The sequence below is a fragment of the Enterobacter sp. PTB genome (genome assembly GCF_051130085.1).
In the GTDB taxonomy this organism is placed as follows: domain Bacteria; phylum Pseudomonadota; class Gammaproteobacteria; order Enterobacterales; family Enterobacteriaceae; genus Enterobacter; species Enterobacter ludwigii.
Genome location: NZ_JBDKEE010000002.1, coordinates 271,971 through 290,333 on the forward strand (window position 1 = coordinate 271,971; position 18,363 = coordinate 290,333).

General features: G+C 55.4%; 18 protein-coding genes. 4 read left to right on the forward strand and 14 right to left on the reverse strand.

The window, feature by feature from the left end; all coding sequences use genetic code 11:
• Positions 1-35: 35 nt before the first annotated feature.
• From zinT to AAIR21_RS03470, 8 genes are all read right to left on the reverse strand, one after another.
• Positions 36-674: a metal-binding protein ZinT gene (gene zinT / locus AAIR21_RS03435; protein WP_183516361.1), complete on the reverse strand. Its 639-nt coding sequence runs from the start codon at positions 672-674 to the stop codon at positions 36-38.
• 52 nt (positions 675-726) lie between these two features.
• Positions 727-1,425 carry an urea ABC transporter ATP-binding subunit UrtE gene (gene urtE / locus AAIR21_RS03440; protein WP_014170038.1) on the reverse strand — a complete coding sequence of 233 codons (699 nt, stop codon included), beginning with the start codon at positions 1,423-1,425 and terminating at the stop codon, positions 727-729.
• A 9-nt stretch (positions 1,426-1,434) separates the two neighbouring features.
• Entirely contained in the window at positions 1,435-2,232 is a 798-nt protein-coding gene (gene urtD, locus AAIR21_RS03445) for an urea ABC transporter ATP-binding protein UrtD (protein WP_025204212.1), read from the reverse strand.
• Positions 2,232-3,305 carry an urea ABC transporter permease subunit UrtC gene (urtC, locus tag AAIR21_RS03450; protein ID WP_183516362.1) on the reverse strand — a complete coding sequence of 358 codons (1,074 nt, stop codon included), beginning with the start codon at positions 3,303-3,305 and terminating at the stop codon, positions 2,232-2,234. Before urtC ends, urtD begins: the two co-directional genes overlap by 1 nt.
• On the reverse strand, positions 3,305-4,879 hold the full coding sequence (gene urtB, locus AAIR21_RS03455) for an urea ABC transporter permease subunit UrtB (protein ID WP_183516363.1): 1,575 nt from the start codon (positions 4,877-4,879) through the stop codon (positions 3,305-3,307). Before urtB ends, urtC begins: the two co-directional genes overlap by 1 nt.
• A 24-nt stretch (positions 4,880-4,903) precedes the next feature.
• Entirely contained in the window at positions 4,904-6,175 is a 1,272-nt protein-coding gene (gene urtA / locus AAIR21_RS03460) for an urea ABC transporter substrate-binding protein (RefSeq protein WP_020884166.1), read from the reverse strand.
• A 203-nt stretch (positions 6,176-6,378) separates the two neighbouring features.
• Positions 6,379-7,482 carry a cobalamin-independent methionine synthase II family protein gene (locus AAIR21_RS03465; RefSeq protein WP_020884167.1) on the reverse strand — a complete coding sequence of 368 codons (1,104 nt, stop codon included), beginning with the start codon at positions 7,480-7,482 and terminating at the stop codon, positions 6,379-6,381.
• Positions 7,483-7,638: 156 nt separating this feature from the next.
• Entirely contained in the window at positions 7,639-8,052 is a 414-nt protein-coding gene (locus AAIR21_RS03470; protein WP_020884168.1) for a rhodanese-like domain-containing protein, read from the reverse strand.
• 73 nt (positions 8,053-8,125) lie between these two features.
• Between AAIR21_RS03470 and ftrA the strand changes: the two genes are divergently transcribed.
• The gene (gene ftrA / locus AAIR21_RS03475) at positions 8,126-9,127 is read left to right on the forward strand and encodes a transcriptional regulator FtrA (protein ID WP_032670382.1); all 1,002 of its coding nucleotides are present in this window, start codon (positions 8,126-8,128) and stop codon (positions 9,125-9,127) included.
• Positions 9,128-9,285: 158 nt separating this feature from the next.
• On the opposite strand, the gene AAIR21_RS03480 is transcribed toward ftrA, so the two are convergent.
• Positions 9,286-9,648 carry a hypothetical protein gene (locus AAIR21_RS03480; RefSeq protein ID WP_020884170.1) on the reverse strand — a complete coding sequence of 121 codons (363 nt, stop codon included), beginning with the start codon at positions 9,646-9,648 and terminating at the stop codon, positions 9,286-9,288.
• A 242-nt stretch (positions 9,649-9,890) separates the two neighbouring features.
• Between AAIR21_RS03480 and AAIR21_RS03485 the strand changes: the two genes are divergently transcribed.
• Complete coding sequence (locus AAIR21_RS03485) at positions 9,891-10,121, forward strand: DUF2554 family protein (protein WP_025204219.1); 231 nt, start codon at positions 9,891-9,893, stop codon at positions 10,119-10,121.
• On the opposite strand, the gene AAIR21_RS03490 is transcribed toward AAIR21_RS03485, so the two are convergent.
• Together AAIR21_RS03490 and AAIR21_RS03495 are read right to left on the reverse strand one after the other, a co-directional pair.
• On the reverse strand, positions 10,122-12,086 hold the full coding sequence (locus AAIR21_RS03490; RefSeq protein WP_040017455.1) for a peptidase U32 family protein: 1,965 nt from the start codon (positions 12,084-12,086) through the stop codon (positions 10,122-10,124). It abuts the gene before it with no gap.
• 80 nt (positions 12,087-12,166) lie between these two features.
• Complete coding sequence (locus tag AAIR21_RS03495; protein ID WP_050736779.1) at positions 12,167-12,694, reverse strand: helix-turn-helix domain-containing protein; 528 nt, start codon at positions 12,692-12,694, stop codon at positions 12,167-12,169.
• Positions 12,695-12,786: 92 nt separating this feature from the next.
• Here AAIR21_RS03495 and AAIR21_RS03500 point away from each other — a divergent pair, with 92 nt between their 5' ends.
• A complete protein-coding gene (locus tag AAIR21_RS03500; protein WP_050736778.1) occupies positions 12,787-13,953 on the forward strand; it encodes a benzoate/H(+) symporter BenE family transporter in 1,167 nt (388 codons plus the stop codon).
• Here the strand turns inward: AAIR21_RS03500 and AAIR21_RS03505 are convergent.
• Complete coding sequence (locus AAIR21_RS03505) at positions 13,933-14,805, reverse strand: helix-turn-helix domain-containing protein (RefSeq protein WP_025204220.1); 873 nt, start codon at positions 14,803-14,805, stop codon at positions 13,933-13,935. The genes AAIR21_RS03500 and AAIR21_RS03505 overlap by 21 nt on opposite strands.
• 173 nt (positions 14,806-14,978) lie before the next feature.
• Here AAIR21_RS03505 and AAIR21_RS03510 point away from each other — a divergent pair, with 173 nt between their 5' ends.
• A complete protein-coding gene (locus AAIR21_RS03510; protein WP_014170023.1) occupies positions 14,979-15,875 on the forward strand; it encodes a DMT family transporter in 897 nt (298 codons plus the stop codon).
• Between the two features lie 32 nt (positions 15,876-15,907).
• Here the strand turns inward: AAIR21_RS03510 and AAIR21_RS03515 are convergent, their stop codons facing one another.
• Positions 15,908-16,582, reverse strand: coding sequence for a DUF3313 domain-containing protein (locus tag AAIR21_RS03515; RefSeq protein WP_020884175.1), 675 nt, complete (start codon positions 16,580-16,582; stop codon positions 15,908-15,910).
• A gap of 135 nt (positions 16,583-16,717) precedes the next feature.
• Positions 16,718-18,313, reverse strand: coding sequence for an ABC transporter substrate-binding protein (locus AAIR21_RS03520; RefSeq protein ID WP_020884176.1), 1,596 nt, complete (start codon positions 18,311-18,313; stop codon positions 16,718-16,720).
• Between the last annotated feature and the right edge of the window lie 50 nt (positions 18,314-18,363).

Genomic DNA, 18,363 nt, shown 5'->3' on the forward strand with positions numbered 1-18,363 from the left:
GGCGGCATGACGTCCACCCGGCATCGGGCAGGCCATTAATGGTGCAGCATCTCGTCTACCACCTGCTGTTTGTACATTTCGTTCGGGTAGTACGTCGGCCAGTTATCCATCTCTTTTAGCAGCGCCTCGTGGGAGATGTTGCCCATAAAGATATGGAAATGGGAAGAGGCTTTTGGGGCGATGGTATGGTCGCTGAACTGGACAAACTTCGGCGCCTTGCTGTCCGGATCTTTACACTCGAACAGATAGCGAACCCCTTTCTTACCTGATGCATAAGTCAGGATCTTATAGCCGCTGTAATCATACTGGCAGCGACTGATAGCCTTACCTTTGTGGAATTCCATCACGTTGTTTTCGATGCCGATAGCCTCAACGTCCGTCGCATACCCTGTGCGATAGTAGGCTTTAACCTCGTCGAAGGATTTTTTGTCCTTCTGCGCTTTCTGTTTAAAAACCGGATCCAGCGCGCCATCGAGCAAAAACGGATAGACGGATTGCCATGTCCCATCCCAGTCAGACAGCTTTCTGTCTTTGACGTCTTTATCCTCAAAGACGCCGCTCGCCGCCTTCTGTTCCGCTTCCGTCATCTGATGTCCATGCGAATGGGCAAACAGCTGACCGCTTACCAGCAGCGCCCCCAGAGTCATTGCAAATTTGCCAATATGTGCAGCCAAAACAAACTCCTCACTCCGTTTTATAAGAATGAGGATGTTATAATATAACATTTTAAATCGCAACCAGTCCGCGAACGCCCTCTTGTTCCATTGTATCGCCCCGTCCACGCTGAATGATGGTCCCGCGCGACATCAGCAGATAGCTGTCGGCAAGTTCAGCGGCGAAATCGTAAAACTGCTCTACGAGCAGGATTGCCATATCCCCTCTGTCCGCCAGCTTGCGGATCACCAGACCTATCTCTTTGATTACCGACGGCTGAATACCTTCCGTGGGTTCATCGAGGATTAACAGCTGTGGCCGGCTCGCCAGGGCGCGACCAATCGCCAGCTGTTGCTGCTGACCGCCGGAGAGATCGCCTCCACGACGATGCTTCATCTCTTTAAGCACCGGGAACAACTGCCAGATATCCTCCGGGACGCGCTTTGCGTCGCGGGCGGGGAAGCGTGACAGCCCGAGCAACAGATTCTCCTCGACCGTTAAGCGTGGAAAAATCTCACGCCCCTGCGGAACATAGGCCACACCCGACTGCACGCGCTGGTGCGGCTTGCTGTGGGTGATTTTTTTTCCCTGCCAGATAATGTCTCCTGTTTTTACCGGGATCAGGCCCATCAGACACTTGAGCAGCGTGGTTTTCCCCACCCCGTTGCGCCCCAGCAGGCAGGTCACTTCACCGGTCGCCGCTTCAAAACTGACCCCGCGCAGAATATGACTGCCGCCGTAATACTGATTCAGTTCGTTCACCTGTAACATGACGGCTCCTTAGCGTCCCAGATAGACTTCTATGACCTGCTCATTCGCCTGCACCTGGCGAAGTGACCCCTCCGCCAGCACGCGTCCCTGGTGCAGCACCGTCACGTGGTCGGCAATGGTTTCGACAAAGCCCATATCGTGCTCGACCACCATCAGGGAGTGTTTGCCCGCAAGGGTTCTGAACAGCTCAGCCGTATAGTCGGTCTCCGCGTCGGTCATTCCGGCCGCCGGTTCATCCAGCAACAGCAGATGCGGGTCCTGCACCAGCAGCATGCCAATCTCCAGAAACTGCTTTTGCCCGTGCGAAAGCAGCCCGGCGCGGCGATTGCGCTCGCCGCCAAGCCGCAGCAAGAGCAGCATCTCGTCAATACCGTCCCGCTGCTCGCCGTTGAGTCTGGCCCGCAGGCTCGCCCAGACGGATTTATCGGTTTTCATCGCAATCTCAAGGTTTTCCCACACCGTGAGCGCTTCAAAGACCGTGGGCTTCTGGAACTTACGTCCGATGCCCTGGCGGGCAATCTCGGCGGGTTCAAGCGCCGTCAGGTCGATGGACTGATCGTACAGCGCTCTGCCGCTTTTAGGCCGCGTCTTGCCGGTAATCACGTCCATTAATGTCGTTTTTCCCGCACCGTTTGGGCCAATCACGCAGCGCAATTCACCCACGCCAATGTTCAGTGAGAGGTCCGTCAGCGCCTGAAAACCATCAAAATTCACGTTGATGGCTTCAAGCTGCAGTACCGGATCGGTCTGGTCGCGATAGCGATCTCCGGGTAACTGGCGGGTAAATAATCCTTCGGCTGGCTGCATCAGTGTTCTCCCTTACGAAACAAACCGTAGACACCGCGCGGTAGAAACAGCGTCACGGCGATGAAAATCAGCCCCAGAAACAGCTGCCAGTATTCCGGCAGGGCGACGGTAAAGACGCTCTTCGCACCGTTCACCAGCGCCGCGCCTATCACCGGGCCGACCAGCGTGCCGCGCCCCCCCAGCGCAACCCAGATGGCCGCTTCAATTGAGTTGGTTGGCGACATTTCACCCGGGTTGATAATGCCCACCTGCGGCACATACAGTGCACCGGCCAGGCCGCAGAGTACGGCTGAAAGTGTCCACACCAGCAGCTTGAAACCACGGGGATCGTACCCGCAAAACGTCAGGCGGTTTTCGGCGTCACGCACCGCGGTCAGAATGCGACCGAACTTACTTTTCGCCAGCGCGAAGCCTGTGCCCAGCGCTACCAACAACAGCATCACGGTAGCCAGAAACAGCGCAATACGGGTGGTGGTCGCGGTAACGGAAAACCCGAGCAGCGTGGTAAAACCGGTAAAGCCGTTATTCCCGCCAAAGCCGGTTTCATTGCGAAAGAACAGCAACATCCCCGCGTACGTCAGCGCCTGGGTCATGATCGAAAAATAGACCCCTTTGATTTTTGAGCGAAAGGCAAACCAGCCAAACACCAGCGCCAGCAGTCCCGGTACCATCACAATTAATACCAGAGCCCAGACAAAGTGCTGCGTCCCCCACCAGAACCATGGCAGTTCGCTCCAGGAGAGAAACGACATAAACGCGGGCAGCCCGTCACCCGCCGCCTGGCGCATCAGGTACATGCCCATCGCATAGCCGCCCAGCGCGAAGAAGATACCGTGCCCCAGGGAGAGCATTCCGGCATAGCCCCACACCAGATCGAGCGCCACGGCGACAATGGCATAGCAGAGGATCTTACCCGTGAGCGTGAGCATCCAGGTCGAGATCGCCAGCGGATGCGTTGCGGGCAGTAAGGCGAAAAACGGTAAAACCAGCAGGCAGGCCACGATCAGGCTACCGGCTATCTGCGTCGTGCGTGGCGCTTTGCGCGCCAGCGTTAAGGTAAGCGGCTGGCTCATCAGTCAGTAACCCTCCCTTTCAGTGCGAATAACCCCTGCGGACGTTTCTGAATAAACAGAATAATCGCCACCAGGATCAGGATTTTGCCCAATACCGCCCCCATTTGCGGTTCGAGAATTTTATTAAAGATCCCCAGCCCAAACGCCGCGGCCACGCTACCTGCCAGTTGACCCACCCCGCCAAGCACCACCACGAGGAACGAGTCGATGATGTAACCCTGGCCCAGTTCAGGCCCAACGTTGCCTAACTGCGATAACGCCACGCCCCCCAGACCCGCAATCCCCGAGCCAAGCCCAAAGGCCAGCATATCGACGCGACCTGTCGGTACCCCGCAGCAGGCCGCCATACTGCGATTTTGCGTTACTGCGCGCACGTTCAGACCAAGACGGGTTTTGTTCAGAATGAGCCACGTGAAGAACAGCACCAGCAGCACAAAACCCAGTACCACAATGCGGTTCCACGGCAGCGTCAGATTGGCAAACACCTGCACGCCACCGGACAGCCATGCCGGGTTTGCCACCTCCAGGTTCTGGGCGCCAAACGTCATGCGTACCAGCTGAATAATCATCAGGCTAATACCCCATGTCGCCAGCAGCGTTTCCAGCGGTCGGCCATACAAATGACGAATAACGGTACGCTCAAGCACCATCCCGATGCTGGCGGTCACAATAAACGCCACCGGCAGCGCAACGATCGGGTAGAGCGCCAGCCACTGTGGGGCGAAGCCGGCCATCACCTGCTGAACCATCCAGGTGGCGTACGCGCCCAGCATCAGCATCTCCCCGTGAGCCATGTTAATCACCCCCAGCAGGCCGTAGGTAATTGCCAGCCCCAGTGCGGCGAGCAACAGTACCGACCCCAGCGAGAGCCCCATAAACGCCTGACCAAGCAGATCGCCCCACATCAGGCGATGCTCAATCTGTTTCAGACTTTCGGCAGCGGCGGCACGTACACCGGCATCCGGCTCCGATCCTGCCTGCGTATACGGCGTCAGCCGGGACTGGACGTCCGGATCGTCTGATTGCCCTAACAGCGCCACAGCGTTCAGGCGCACCGCAGCCTGCGGACTTGCCAGCTGGAGGTTCGCCAGCGCCAGCTTCAGCGACTGACGGGCCACATCATCCGTTTCGCTGCTCACCCGTTTTTGCAGGAAATCGAGCATTTCAGGCTGCGCATCCCGCTGGAGTTGACGGGCTGCCGCACGCCTTTCCGTGACACTGTCACTCACGAGCTGATGGGTTGCCATTGCCGTCGCCACCAGATTGCGCAGCCGGTTGGTCAGACGCACGGCTTTGGTTTGGCCTGCTGCGGCTTTTGTTTCACCCAGGGGAACCATTGCCCCCTGGCGTTGTGCAAACGCATGTTTCTGGCTGTCGGTGTAGAGACTTTCACTCTGCAGCGCCTGGAGCAGCGGCAACCGTGCCGCCTCCGGCGCGGTTGCCCACTGTGTCAACAGTTCTGCCTGCTGGCTGCGACTGGCGGCCACGAATTGGTCGGCATCCGATGCCTGCACCATCCCTGGCAGCAGTCCGGTAAGCCACACAATAGCGATGATCGTGCGTATGGCGTTCATGACTTTTCTCCCTGCGGTGATAACTTAGTTGCTGGCGGTTTTCATCGGCTGATCGGGCTTTTTGTCATTACCGGCAATGAAGGGACTCCACGGCTGGGCGCGCACCGGCTGTTCCGTCTGCCAGACCACATTAAACTGGCCATTACCTTCAATTTCGCCAATCATGACCGGCTTATGCAGATGGTGGTTGGTGGCATCCATGGTGAGCGTAAAGCCTGAAGGTGCCTTGAAGGACTGACCGGCCATTGCCGCCCGAACTTTATCGACGTCGGTGGTACCTGCTTTTTCAACCGCCTGCGCCCACATGTGGATCCCGACGTAGGTGGCTTCCATCGGGTCGTTGGTGACCACGGTGTCGGCGTTCGGCAATTTGTGTGCCCTGGCATACGCTTTGTAATCCGCCACAAACGCCTGGTTGGTCGGGTTATCAACGGACTCAAAGTAGTTCCACGCCGCCAGGTTGCCCACCAGCGGTTTGGTGTCTATCCCGCGCAGCTCCTCTTCTCCCACGGAGAAGGCCACAACCGGAACATCGGTAGCTTTCAGGCCCTGGTTAGCCAGCTCTTTATAGAACGGAACGTTGGAGTCGCCGTTGATGGTGGAAACCACCGCGGTTTTCCCTCCGGCAGAGAATTTTTTGATACTGGAAACGATTGTCTGGTAATCGCTGTGACCAAACGGGGTGTATACCTCTTCAATGTCTTTGTCTTCCACCCCTTTCGAATGCAGGAAAGCACGCAAGATTTTGTTCGTGGTGCGGGGATAAACGTAATCGGTGCCTAACAGGAAGAAGCGTTTCGCGCTGCCTCCGTCTTCACTCATCAGGTACTCCACCGCCGGGATTGCCTGCTGGTTTGGCGCGGCACCGGTATAGAAGACGTTAGGTGACATCTCTTCGCCTTCATACTGCACCGGGTAAAACAGCAGTCCGTTCAGCTCCTCAAACACCGGCAGCACCGATTTACGCGACACCGACGTCCAGCAACCAAACACCACTGCCACTTTGTCCTGGCTCAGCAGCTGGCGCGCTTTTTCGGCAAACAGCGGCCAGTTCGAGGCCGGGTCAACCACTACCGGTTCGAGCTTCTTACCCAGCACGCCCCCTTTGGCGTTGATCTCATCGATGGTCATCAGCGCAACATCTTTAAGCGGCGTTTCAGAAATCGCCATCGTGCCGGAAAGGGAATGCATGATCCCCACCTTGATGGTATCGGCCGCCTGAGCGCCAAAACTCATCCCCATAGCTACGACAGACGCGGACAATGCGAAGGCTTTTAATAAGGTACGACGGTGCATATTTTCACTCCTGAAAAAGAAAGCTGTGCAAAGGCGTCCGTTACGGCGTGGACGCAGAAAATAAAAACGTCAGCTTAGAGAGAGCAAAAAAGATGCCAGGATGGATAAAGCGCTATGACAGGAGAGGTAACGAAGGATGTAAAAAGAACGACTCAGAATGGTACAGCGCTGCACTTTTATAATGCAGCGCTGTGGCGGAAGGTTTACCAGACTTCGCTGGCGATCTGCGTCACCAGGCGGACTTTGTCCCACTGCTGGGTTTCACTCAGGCTGTTGCCCTCTTCGGTAGAGGCAAATCCGCACTGCGGGCTCAGGCAAATCTGCTCTTTAGACACGTATTTCGCCGCCTCCTCAAGACGCGCCTTCACCCCTTCCGGGTTCTCCAGCTCGCCATTTTTGGTGGTGATAAGGCCGAGCACCACCTGCTGCTTGCCCGGGCGAACAAAACGCAGTGGCGCAAAATCACCGCTCCGGTCATTGTCGTACTCAAGGAAAAAGGCATCCACGTTGACCGTCCCGAACAGCACTTCAGCCACCGGCTCATAGCCCCCTTCGGAAATCCAGGTTGAACGGAAGTTGCCGCGACAGACATGCAGCCCGATGGTGAGATCGTCAGGCTTGCCCTCGAGTGCCTTATTCAGAACGCGGGCATATATACGCGCCAGCTCGTCGGCATCGTCACCACGCTCGCGGATCTGACGACGTTGATCGTCCGAACAGAGATAGGCCCAGACGGTGTCATCCAGCTGCAGATAACGGCAGCCCGCGTCGTAAAACGCCCGGATCGCGTCCCGCCAGGTGGTCGCCAGATCGTCAAAATAGTCCTTCAGATCCGGGTAGACCGTCGCATCAATGTCTTTGCGTCCACCGCGGAAATGCAGCACGCTCGGGCTGGGAATGGTCATCTTCGGCTGAGCATTCCCGCTAATGCTTTTCAGGTAGCGGAAATCCTCCAGCATCGGGTGATCGCCAAAGCCCAGCTTGCCGGTCACGCGCACGCCGTGGGCTTTGGTCTGTACACCGTTGAACTGAATACCCTGCTGAGAATCGTAACGCTCAACACCCTGCAGACCGTCGAAGAAATCAAAGTGCCACCAGGCACGACGAAATTCACCGTCGGTCACCACATGCAAGCCACAGGCGCACTGCTGCTCGACAACATGGCGGATCGCCTCATCCTCAACCGCACGAAGCTGCCCGGCATCAATTTCGCCGCTGGCGAATTTCAGGCGAGCCTGTTTGATGGCATCCGGACGTAAAAAGCTGCCAACTACATCGGCGCGGTATGGGGCATGGTGTCGTTGCATGGAAATCTCCTTTATCTGCCGACAATAATTGCCTGCAGTGATAATTCATTATTTGAATCTTTAGACTTCTGGATGTCTAAATGTCCAAAAAAGATGTCATACCTGCCGCCAGCCGGCAAACGAGAAAATTTCACGGGTGTTGAAAAAAATTCATCTTCACAGTGCGGAGAGCGATTCCTGGCTCGCAAACTCAAACTTTTCATCTTCCCAGCCGGTGATCCCACCGAGCATAATTTTCACCGGCAGCCCCAGACGCGCCAGCTTCAGCGCGGCTCTGTCCGCACCGTTGCAGTGAGGCCCGGCGCAATAGACCACAAAAAGCGTGCCGTCAGGCCACTGGGCCATGCGTTCGGCGGTGATCTGACGCCACGGCATATGTAGCGCACCGGGAACGTGACGGCGGGTGAACTGCTGCGGGCTCCCGACGACGTGCAGCAGGACGAAATCCTGCTCGTGATTCGTGATGGCATGATGCACATCGGCGCAATCGGTCTCGACGCTCAGGCGGCGCAGAAAATGGGTAACGGCTTCCTGGGGTTCAGCAGCCGGAAATTCAGTAACATAACTCATGATCCTTCCTCATCTTTGGCGTTTGTGTTAACACTACTCTATCCACAAATTCAGCCCGTGAATGCGCTCGCTTATGCCAGAAAACAGCAAAAAGATGACAAACTTAAGACAGATTTCCCGCCCTCAGGTCATTGTGCTGGCGTATGACGGTTTGTGTACCTTTGAGTTTGGCGTGGCAGTGGAAATCTTTGGTCTGCCGCGTCCGGAGCTGGGAGACGAATGGTATCGTTTTGCCGTGGCGGGCGTAGACAGCGGTGAACTTCGGGCGACCGGCGGGATTCGCCTCATCACCGACGGTGATTTAACCCTGCTTGAGACGGCCGACCTGATCGTTGTGCCCGGCTGGCGAGGACTGGATTCACCGGTTCCGCCCGCGCTCTGCGCGGCATTACGTAAGGCCAATGCGCGGGGATGCCAGCTTTTGTCGATCTGTTCCGGCGTGTTTGTTCTTGCCGCTGCCGGGCTGCTGGATGGGCGTAAAGCCACAACGCACTGGCGCTATATTGAGGCGCTTAAGGCCCGGTACCCGGCCATCGAGGTGGTTGAAGATGTACTTTATCAGGACGACGGCGACATTCTCACCTCGGCGGGCAGCGCGGCAGGTATCGATTTATGCCTACACGTAGTCCGGCGGGATTATGGGATGGAAATCGCCAACACCGTAGCGCGTCGTCTGGTCATTCCCCCGCACCGGGATGGCTCACAGCCGCAGCAGCTAAGCCGCCCGGTGGCGCAACTGCGCGAAAGTCAACGTCTCGGTCAGCTGTTTGATTTTCTGCACACCCATCTTGCCGTATCGCACAGCGTTGATTCACTGGCGCGTCGGGTCGGCATGAGTCAACGCACCTTTCTGCGCCGCTTTCAGGATGCGACCGGCACCACGCCCGCGCGCTGGCTGCTCAATGAGCGCCTGCTGAGGGCAAAAGATTATCTGGAAAGCAGTCGTTTAAGTATCGACAGCATCGCGGAGCAGACCGGATTCGGTCAGGCATCGACCCTGCGTCACCATTTTCGGCAGCAGTTCGCCCTTTCACCGGCCCAGTATCGCAAACACTATTCGCGGCCTGCCCGCTAGTGGCCGGATTGCAGACAAAAAAAACCGCCATAATATGGCGGTAAATGCTTGCATGGATAGATTTGTATTTTGGTCTCTACGTCCCGACACTCCATGGCCGGGCAGCGGATCTCTTACACACTAACATCCATAGTCTCAATGAAAGGTAAACAGCCTGATTAACCCGCTTTGGTATTGATTTGCAAATAACGCATCAGACCCTGCTCCGCGCTCTGTTTTGCATCATCATTGATGGCTTCCAGATAAAACGAACGCGACACACCATACGGTGCTTTTTCAGACGGATAAACCGCGAACTCGAATGTTTTACCTCTTGCCTGATTGGTGCAGCCTAATTGCCAGCGCTGGTCATCAATTTTGGTGCTATTACAGGCCACGCGTCCGTAATCGCTGGTTAAATATGACCCAACACGCGCTTTCGCGGACTGAATATATTCTGGTTCGTCATTACTAATAGAGTAAATACCTGCACCCGCCCCAACAGCAACCACCAGCAGCGCAAGCGCTATCATTTTTTTCATTTAACAAGACCCATTCCTTAGCCAGAGTTTAACCATTATATAGGATTTATCCTTAAAGCTAGTGGCTAATTACGTACCAGAATTGGCGGTTAACAAACTTGATGCTAATTTTAGGAAAAGTCTCATCACAGCTGTCGCCGCACAGAATTTGACACTCTCTTTGCGCTAATTTGAATTTTTGAATAATTTCCCGACGAAATTATTGGCATGATAGTCCCGCGACGGCATTTAACGGTGAAATAATGATGAGAAAAGGGTTAACGCTGATATTGCTGGTGTGTGGATTATTTTCAGGTCAGCTGATGGCAGGACATAAAGGCCATGAATATGTGTGGGTAAAGAATGTGGAACATCAGCTCCGCCATGAAGCGGATAGCGATGAATTACGCAGCGTTGCAGAAGAGTCAGCGGAAGGTTTGCGCGAACACCACTTGTGGCAGAAATCGCGCAAACCGGACACGCACTTTCGGTAATTAATTACCCTTACGCTTCGGCAGGGTTTTCATTAAATCGTCCGGGCTCACGGAGGCCACAACGCTACCCGGTGACGGCATTTTGAAAATATGATTTTTCATCTTGCCAATCACATGCATTTCGCACGGACGGCAGTCAAATTTCAGGGTCAGCACTTCGTCGCCATTCACCAGCTGCATCGGTGTGGCCTTCCAGCTTTTAATATTCCCTTTCGCCTGTTTCGGGCAGAGGTTGAAGGCGAAGCGCAGACAGTGCTTGGTGATCATCACCGGCACATCGCCCTTCTCTTCATGCGCTTCATAGGCTGCGTCAATCAGCTGTACGCCGTGACGGTGATAGAATTCACGCGCTTTGTGGTTATAGACGTTCGCCAGGAAGGACAAGTGCGTGTCAGGGTAAACCGGCGCAGGAACGGTTTCGGCCTTGCGGCTGCCGCGTGGATAGTTAGCCAGGCGGGCGGCATCCAGCATTTCTGCCGTCTCGCGGCGGAACTGATTCAGCTGGCTGTTCGGAACAAACAGGGCATCCGGCAGGTTAACGTCGATATGACGCGCGTAGTAAAGGGTCTGCCCCAGCTTCGCCACGCCATCCTTCAGGTTATTAAGGGCTTTTTCCGCGTTGTTTGCCACCTCGAACAGACCATCAAGCGTATGCGTCACGCTGATACCGTCTTCACAGGTCATGGTCAGGATCAGCTGCTCTTCCCAGCCGCCCAGTTCAATGTCCACCGCGATACGACGTTCGCTCGAGGTTTTCAGCAGCGCCTGCTGCCAGTTGTGGTCAAGGTTACGGTTCAGTGCCGCGTTAGGGCGCGCTTTGTAGAGATCCGCAGGCATCTCGTTTGGCCATACGCGATAGCGATTTTCACCGGTTTTTTCCACCGTATTCGCACGGAAGCCCACCACTTCACGCTTGATCATCACGTTCAGTCCATCGCCGTTGGCCAGCGGCTCGGTCACTTCCACGTCGAGGTGATCTTTTGCCACTTTCAGCACTTCACCCACCGGTAAACCAATAAACTTCGGTGAATCAAACGCACCGATATCCCCTTTACGGGCATTCACAAAGTAGTCAGTGCTGCCGCGGTGGAAAGTTTTGTCCGTTGACGGAATAAAGAAATGCTCGGTACGACCGGCCGACGCACGCGCCAGGTCACCGCGATCTTCAATGATGGCATCCAGCATCTGACGATAGTGAGCGGTGATGTTCTTCACGTAGCTCATGTCTTTATAACGCCCTTCAATCTTGAAGGAGCGCACACCGGCGTCAATCAGCGCACCCAGGTTGGCAGTCTGATCGTTATCTTTCATCGAGAGCAGGTGTTTTTCGAACGCCACAACGCGGCCCTGATCGTCTTTCAGGGTATACGGCAGACGACATGCCTGAGAGCAGTCGCCGCGGTTGGCGCTGCGCCCCGTCTGGGCGTGGGAAATATTGCACTGACCAGAATAGGCGACGCACAGCGCGCCGTGGATAAAGAATTCAATGGTTGCGTCGGTCGCCTGGTGAATATCGCGGATCTGGTTCAGGTTCAGCTCACGCGCCAGCACGATCTGGGAAAAACCCACATCAGAAAGAAACTTCGCCTTCTCTACCGTGCGGATATCGCACTGGGTACTGGCGTGCAGTTCAATGGGGGGAATATCCAGCTCCAGCACGCCCATATCCTGCACAATCAGGGCATCGACGCCGGTCTGGTAGAGATCGGTAATTAAACGTTGCGCAGGCTCCAGCTCATCATCATGCAGAATGGTGTTCAGGGTCACGAACACTTTCGCCCCAAAGCGATGGGCGAACGGCACCAGTTCAGCAATATCGCTCAGGCTGTTGCTGGCGTTATGACGGGCACCAAAGCCAGGCCCACCAATGTAGACGGCATCAGCACCATGAAGGATCGCTTCACGGGCGATGGAGGCGTCGCGGGCCGGGCTTAAGAGTTCGAGATGATGGGATTGCAGGCGCATACTTCGTCGTTATCCGTTATGGTCAAAATGGCGGCTATTGTAGTCAGAAGTATGCGGCAGCGAAACAGTTTTGCGTCGCTTCAGCGGGGATAATGGATCAGGGAGTGAAAATGCACCGGCCGGTCGCTGCTGTTGCGATAGGCGTGCGGTTTATCCCCGGCAAAACGCACCCCCGAATCGGCAGTAATGGTCTGCCACTCGCCATCAATGTTCATCTCCAGTTCGCCGCTGATCACCACCACGTGTTCAATCACGCCCGCCTCGTGGGGCGTGGATTCGCTCAGGGCGCCGGCAGCGAGGGTTATCGAAAAGTGGTCAAACTTTAGCGTCTCATCCCACGGGAATAACGGTTTCACCACCATCGCCTGCTGTTCCGGGTCGAATACCGCCTGCCTGTCAGTTGCCGGCGTGATGAAGGCAGAAAAAGGGATGTTCAGCCCCGTGGCGATTTTCCACAACGTGGATACCGTCGGGCTGGATTCATTGCGCTCGATTTGCCCGAGCATGGCCTTTGAAACGCCGGTCTCTTCCGCCAGTCTGGCGAGGCTCCAGCCACGCGCCTGACGCTCGGTTTTCAGTGTGTAAGCAAGATGTTGTGTGATGTCCATGTTCCCTCCTGATGCGACCGATCATACCACTTGTACGCTATAACGCACATTGTTACCTTAAAGCGGACGTTATAACGCACAACGGAGTTTTTATGCGCCCTTCATCCTCACTCTTTCCTGCCGTTCTCGCCGGTTTTGTCGCCGTTCTGGTGGGATATGCCAGTTCCGCCGCCATTATCTGGCAAGCCGCTGCTGCCGCAGGCGCAAACGCGCAGCAGATCGCCGGCTGGATGACGGCCCTGGGGATAGGTATGGGGGTCAGCACGCTGGCGCTTTCCTGGTGGTATAAAGCCCCGGTACTCACCGCCTGGTCTACGCCCGGCGCGGCGCTGTTAGCCACCAGCCTGCACGGGGTAACGCTTGCCGAGACCATCGGGATTTTTATCTTTGCCAACGCGCTCATTCTGCTGTGCGGCGTAACCGGGTTGTTTGCTCGCCTGATGAAGCTTATCCCGCATTCCCTTGCCGCTGCTATGCTCGCCGGGGTGCTGCTCAGGTTTGGACTGCAGGCGTTCAGCAATCTTGAGGGACATTTTTTACTGTGCGGCAGCATGCTGGCGGCATGGCTGTTCGCCAAAGCGCTGGCCCCTCGCTACGCCATTGTCGCCACGTTGCTGGTGGGCAGTATGGTGGCCTGGGCGGGAGGTGACGTTGTCACAAAAGAGTTAACCCTTTCCGTGGTGATGCCCACGTTTATCGCGCCAACCTTTACGTTAACCAGTCTGATAAGCATTGGCGTGCCCTTCTTCCTGGTCACCATGGCGTCCCAGAATGCGCCGGGCTTCGCCACGATGCAGGCTTCCGGCTATCCGCTGGCCGTATCACCGCTGATGATCGTCACCGGAGGGCTGGCACTGGTGTTATCCCCGTTCGGCGTCTTTTCCATCTGTATCGCCGCGATCACCGCTGCGATTTGCCAGAGCCCGGATGCGCACCCGGATGCCAGCAAACGCTGGCTTGCCGCCGTGGCCGCAGGCGGGTTTTATCTGCTGGCGGGCATTTTTGGCGGATCCATTTCCGGGCTGATGGCCTCCCTTCCCCTGAGCTGGATCCAGATGCTCGCCGGCCTGGCGCTGCTGGGCACCATCAGCGGGAGCTTGTATCAGGCACTGAACAACGAAACGGAGCGCGACGCGGCAATTGTCACCTTTCTGATGACCGCCAGCGGCGTCACGATCCTGGGTATTGGCTCTGCGTTCTGGGGGCTGGTGCTGGGCGGCGTATGTTATACGGTCTTTTCACACCTTCGCCGCGCGTAGCTGCGAGGGCGTTATGCCCATCATGCTGCGAAAGCGGTTACTGAAATGGCTGGCGGAGTTAAACCCGCAGGCCAGCGCGATATCCGTGAGCGGTGTGGTTGTGTGCTGCACCAGCGCTTTGGCTTTCTCCATTCGACGCTGCATCACGTACTGATGCGGTGCCAGCCCCATGGACTGACGGAACATCCTGGCGAAATGATACTCGCTCAGCGCGGCCTGTTCGGCCAGTTCCGCCAGCGTCAGCGGCTGGGAAAGGTTCTCTTCGATAAACGCCAGCACGTTACGCAGCACAAACGGCGACAACCCGCCGGTCACCACCGGCAGCTTCCACTGCACGCTGGAGTAATTCTGTAACAGGTGGGTCATCAACAGCGTAGACGCGGTACTCAGGGTGAGCTGGTTAGCTTTTTGCTGCCAGTCGCAGCCGAGCAAAAACTGACGGTAAAGCGCGGTAATTTTCGGGTCGCTGCCGAAGATCTTTTCATCCAGCGTCAGGGACAGCGGGCGCTTGTCCCAGATTTTTTCCCCGACATCACGCAGATGCTCATCGGTGCAGTAGAGATGGACAAACGACAGGTCATCGCGAATATCCCACGTCGATTCACTCTCTTTTGGCATCAGACAGAAACGGTCCGGGCCGCCGCCGTTTTTCCAGCCGCCCGGCGTTTTTTGATAGCTCTCATAACCGTCCGCCACGTACAGGCTGAGGGTATGGTGATTACTTTTCACGGTTATCGTGTCGTGCTTGTTGTACCAGGCTGCCAGTTGAATACCGGAATTCAGCGCAACGGTTTCCCGCAGCACGGCGTTCTGCTGGCGTAGCGTTTCAAAGGTATCGTAAGCGCGAGACATAGCTATTAACGGGTGAGTAATCAGACTCTCAGTCTATGAAGTGTTGCTCCACGATGCCAGATCTGCAGCCACAAAAAAGCGCAAGAATATGCAAGTCCACCGCAAATCGGTGAAAGCAATGTCATGCCACTCGCGCCAGACTGCACTTTTCGCTGTGTGAGAAGAGAGCAACAATGAACGCATTACTCTATGGACTGGTGGTGGTGATATGGGGAACAACCTGGATTGCCATTTTCCTGCAACAGGGGCCAGTCGCAGCCCCGGTGTCAATTTTCTGGCGCTTTGCCGTGGCCTGCGCCACGATCATGATCGTCTTAATTGCCCTGCGCCGGCTTCGTAAACTGGCCTTGCGGGATCATCTCTTTTGCATGCTGCAGGGATGCTGCGTTTTTTGCTTCAACTTCTGGTGTTTTTATACCGCCGCCGCGCACATTAATACCGGGCTGGAGTCGGTGATTTTCTCGATGGCCGTACTGTATAACGCCATCAACAGCTTTATTTTCTTCGGTCAGCGCCCACCCGCACGCTTCTGGACGGCGGCGGCCCTGGGGCTTATCGGGATCATCACCCTCTTCTGGGACGACCTGCTGGCGAGTGGCTGGAGTGCCTCCCTGCTGACGGGGATTGGTCTTTCAGCACTGGGGACCTACGGGTTCTCGCTGGGCAATATGATCAGCATGCGCCACCAGCGAAAAGGGCTGGAGACCATGACCACCAACGCCTGGGCGATGTTTTACGGTACGGTCATTATGGGCTGCATTGCCCTGTTCCGGGGTGACAGTTTTATCCCCGAGTGGACGGTGAGTTACATTGGCGCGCTGCTTTATCTCGCCATTTTTGGTTCGGTCATCGCTTTTGGTGCCTACTTCACGCTGGTGGGACGCATTGGCCCGGGCAAAGCGGCATACAGTACGCTGCTCTTCCCGCTGGTGGCGCTGTCCATCTCCACGGTCTATGAAGGTTACGTGTGGCATCTCAACGGCATCATTGGATTACTGCTGATTCTGGGCGGGAATATGGTGATGTTTACGAAACCGGAAACCTGGTTCAGACGTTTGCGTATGGCATAAAAAAAGGCCTGCATTGCTGCAGGCCGTTTTGATTATTTCGCGGTTTTCTTAACATCAAACATGGTGGCATCCGTCGCCATGTCATCCACAACCTGTTTTAACGTTGCGAAGCCCATTGGCGTGTTTTCGTTCGCCAGCTCTTTACCTTCGCCTTTACGCACGACCTTCATGACCGGCTTATTCGTCGCCGAATCAATCAGCTCGCCTTCGAAGAAGAGATGGGTATCCATGGTGCGGTGCCCCGTTGCCATCTGCGTACCTGCAACCACTAACGCGACGGGCACTACTTCATAGAACTGCAGACCTTCTTTCTGTGAACTCACACCGGTAATCGCACCGCGGAAGATCAGGCTGTGTTTACCTGGTGTCGTAACAACAGGTTTACGCTGGCTGATTGCCGCTTTCATTTTGGTGTTGGTATAAGCCAGAAGCTCATCAAGCGTTTTTTGACCAATTTGGGTCGTTGGTTTTGGCGCTGGATAATAGGTGATTGGCGTCCATAAAATACTGTCGTAATTTGCCTCGTTATACGACGGGTCGACCCAACGCAGCGTCGGTTTACCCGTTGCGGACGTTGTTTGCTGCAATCCAGAATAATCTTTTAAAAAGCCTGAATATTGTTCGGGGGCGGCGACTTTAGACGAACAGCCCGCTAACGCCAACAGACCAGAAAGCACTGCAACTTTAAAAAAAGTGTGAGTACGCATGATGGTATTCCATGTTATCTGCAAGTATGCATTTGAAGTTATAGCAAAAGTCTGGCGGGTTTGTTGTGACAAAAAATGATGTAAGCAGCACAAATTGCGAAAAGATTGCCCGACTGAACGCCGGGCAGTGAAAAACTACTGATTAATATCAACCTGCCAGAACAAATGCTTGCCGAACGGATCGATTTCATAGCCCGTGACTTCCTTGCGCACCGGTTCAAAAATCGTCGAATGGGCAATCATTACTGCCGGCATCTGGTCATGCATCATCTGCTGGGCCTCTTTATACAGCGCCACGCGTTTATCATGATCGGTTATCGATTTCGCTTCAGCGATAATTTTATCAAATGGTTTGTAGCACCATTTGGCGGAATTAGATCCACCGTTAGCCGAAGTACAGGTAAATAACGGACCAAAGAAGTTATCCGGGTCGCCGGTTGCTGTCGTCCAGCCCATCAGCGCGGCCTGGTGTTCACCGCCCTTCACCCGCTTAAGATACTCGCCCCATTCATAGGTGACGATTTTGGTCTGGACGCCAACCTTCGCCCAGTCGGCCTGAATCATCTCCGCCATCCGTTTTGCGTTCGGATTGTAGGGACGCTGAACCGGCATCGCCCATAAATCGATGCTGATGCCGTTTGCAAAACCAGCCTCCTTCAACAACGCTTTCGCTTTTTCCGGATCGTAGTCGTAATCCTTCAGTTCGCTGTCGGCGCTCCAGACGCCGGGTGGCAGCAGGTTTTTCGCCGCCGTGCCGGTGCCGTGGAATACCGCGTCAATAATGGCCGGCTTATTGATGGCCATTGCCAGCGCCTGGCGGACCTTCACGTTATCCAGCGGAGGTTTTTGCGTATTGAAGGCCAGAAAACCGGTATTCAGCCCGGCTTTACTCATCAGATTAATGTCTTTATTAGCCTTCATGCGCGGCAGGTCCGCCGGGTTTGGAAACGGCATCACCTGACATTCGTTCTTCTCGATTTTGGCAAAACGCACCGAGGCATCGGGCGTGATGCTAAACACCAGTCGATCCAGCTTCGATTTGCCCTGCCAGTACTCCGGAAACGCAGTGAACAGGATGCGCGAATCTTTCTGGTACTGCGCCAGCTTAAACGGCCCGGTGCCAATCGGGTCCATATCCACCTTCTCAGGCGTGCCGGCTTTCAGCATCGCGTCGGCATACTCCGCCGACAGGATCGAGGCGAAATACCACGCCAGATCGGCGACAAACGGCGCTTCCGGATGGGCGAGCGTAAAGCGCACGGTGTGCTCATCGACTTTATCAATGGCCGTGATCAGGCTACCGAACTCAAGGCTCTCGAAGTTGGAATAGCTGCCGTTAGAGACGTTGTGATAGGGATGGTTGACATCCTTCTGGCGCATAAATGAGAAAATCACGTCGTCGGCGTTAAAGTCGCGCGTCGGCCTGAACGATTTATTACTCTGAAATTTCACCCCTTTACGCAGATGGAAGGTATAAACCTTGCCGTCATCGCTCACCTCCCAGCGTTCCGCGAGGCTCGGGACCAGTTCCGTTGTACCCGCCCTGAAATCGACCAGCCGGTTATAGACCGGCACGGCACTGGCATCCACGCTGGTTCCCGACGTGTATAACTGAGGATTAAAGTTTTCCGGCGATCCTTCAGAGCAATACACCAGCGTTTTTGCCGCGACGGTGGAACTGACCGTGAGCGCAGCAAGTGCCAGCGTTAACATTGTGAGTTTGCTTTTCATCATTTATTCCTGTCTTTTTAATTCGACGGCTAATTAATTCTTTTGCCATT

What these genes read in the sequence shown, in the direction of transcription:
- urtE (WP_014170038.1), bottom strand. Translation starts at nt 1,425, where the DNA reads ATGTTACAGGTGAACGAACTGAATCAGTATTACGGCGGCAGTCATATT.
- urtD (WP_025204212.1), bottom strand. Translation starts at nt 2,232, where the DNA reads ATGCAGCCAGCCGAAGGATTATTTACCCGCCAGTTACCCGGAGATCGC.
- urtC (WP_183516362.1), bottom strand. Translation starts at nt 3,305, where the DNA reads ATGAGCCAGCCGCTTACCTTAACGCTGGCGCGCAAAGCGCCACGCACG.
- urtB (WP_183516363.1), bottom strand. Translation starts at nt 4,879, where the DNA reads ATGAACGCCATACGCACGATCATCGCTATTGTGTGGCTTACCGGACTG.
- urtA (WP_020884166.1), bottom strand. Translation starts at nt 6,175, where the DNA reads ATGCACCGTCGTACCTTATTAAAAGCCTTCGCATTGTCCGCGTCTGTC.
- AAIR21_RS03465 (WP_020884167.1), bottom strand. Translation starts at nt 7,482, where the DNA reads ATGCAACGACACCATGCCCCATACCGCGCCGATGTAGTTGGCAGCTTT.
- AAIR21_RS03470 (WP_020884168.1), bottom strand. Translation starts at nt 8,052, where the DNA reads ATGAGTTATGTTACTGAATTTCCGGCTGCTGAACCCCAGGAAGCCGTT.
- ftrA (WP_032670382.1), top strand. Translation starts at nt 8,126, where the DNA reads ATGCCAGAAAACAGCAAAAAGATGACAAACTTAAGACAGATTTCCCGC.
- AAIR21_RS03480 (WP_020884170.1), bottom strand. Translation starts at nt 9,648, where the DNA reads ATGAAAAAAATGATAGCGCTTGCGCTGCTGGTGGTTGCTGTTGGGGCG.
- AAIR21_RS03485 (WP_025204219.1), top strand. Translation starts at nt 9,891, where the DNA reads ATGATGAGAAAAGGGTTAACGCTGATATTGCTGGTGTGTGGATTATTT.
- AAIR21_RS03490 (WP_040017455.1), bottom strand. Translation starts at nt 12,086, where the DNA reads ATGCGCCTGCAATCCCATCATCTCGAACTCTTAAGCCCGGCCCGCGAC.
- AAIR21_RS03495 (WP_050736779.1), bottom strand. Translation starts at nt 12,694, where the DNA reads ATGGACATCACACAACATCTTGCTTACACACTGAAAACCGAGCGTCAG.
- AAIR21_RS03500 (WP_050736778.1), top strand. Translation starts at nt 12,787, where the DNA reads ATGCGCCCTTCATCCTCACTCTTTCCTGCCGTTCTCGCCGGTTTTGTC.
- AAIR21_RS03505 (WP_025204220.1), bottom strand. Translation starts at nt 14,805, where the DNA reads ATGTCTCGCGCTTACGATACCTTTGAAACGCTACGCCAGCAGAACGCC.
- AAIR21_RS03510 (WP_014170023.1), top strand. Translation starts at nt 14,979, where the DNA reads ATGAACGCATTACTCTATGGACTGGTGGTGGTGATATGGGGAACAACC.
- AAIR21_RS03515 (WP_020884175.1), bottom strand. Translation starts at nt 16,582, where the DNA reads ATGCGTACTCACACTTTTTTTAAAGTTGCAGTGCTTTCTGGTCTGTTG.
- AAIR21_RS03520 (WP_020884176.1), bottom strand. Translation starts at nt 18,313, where the DNA reads ATGAAAAGCAAACTCACAATGTTAACGCTGGCACTTGCTGCGCTCACG.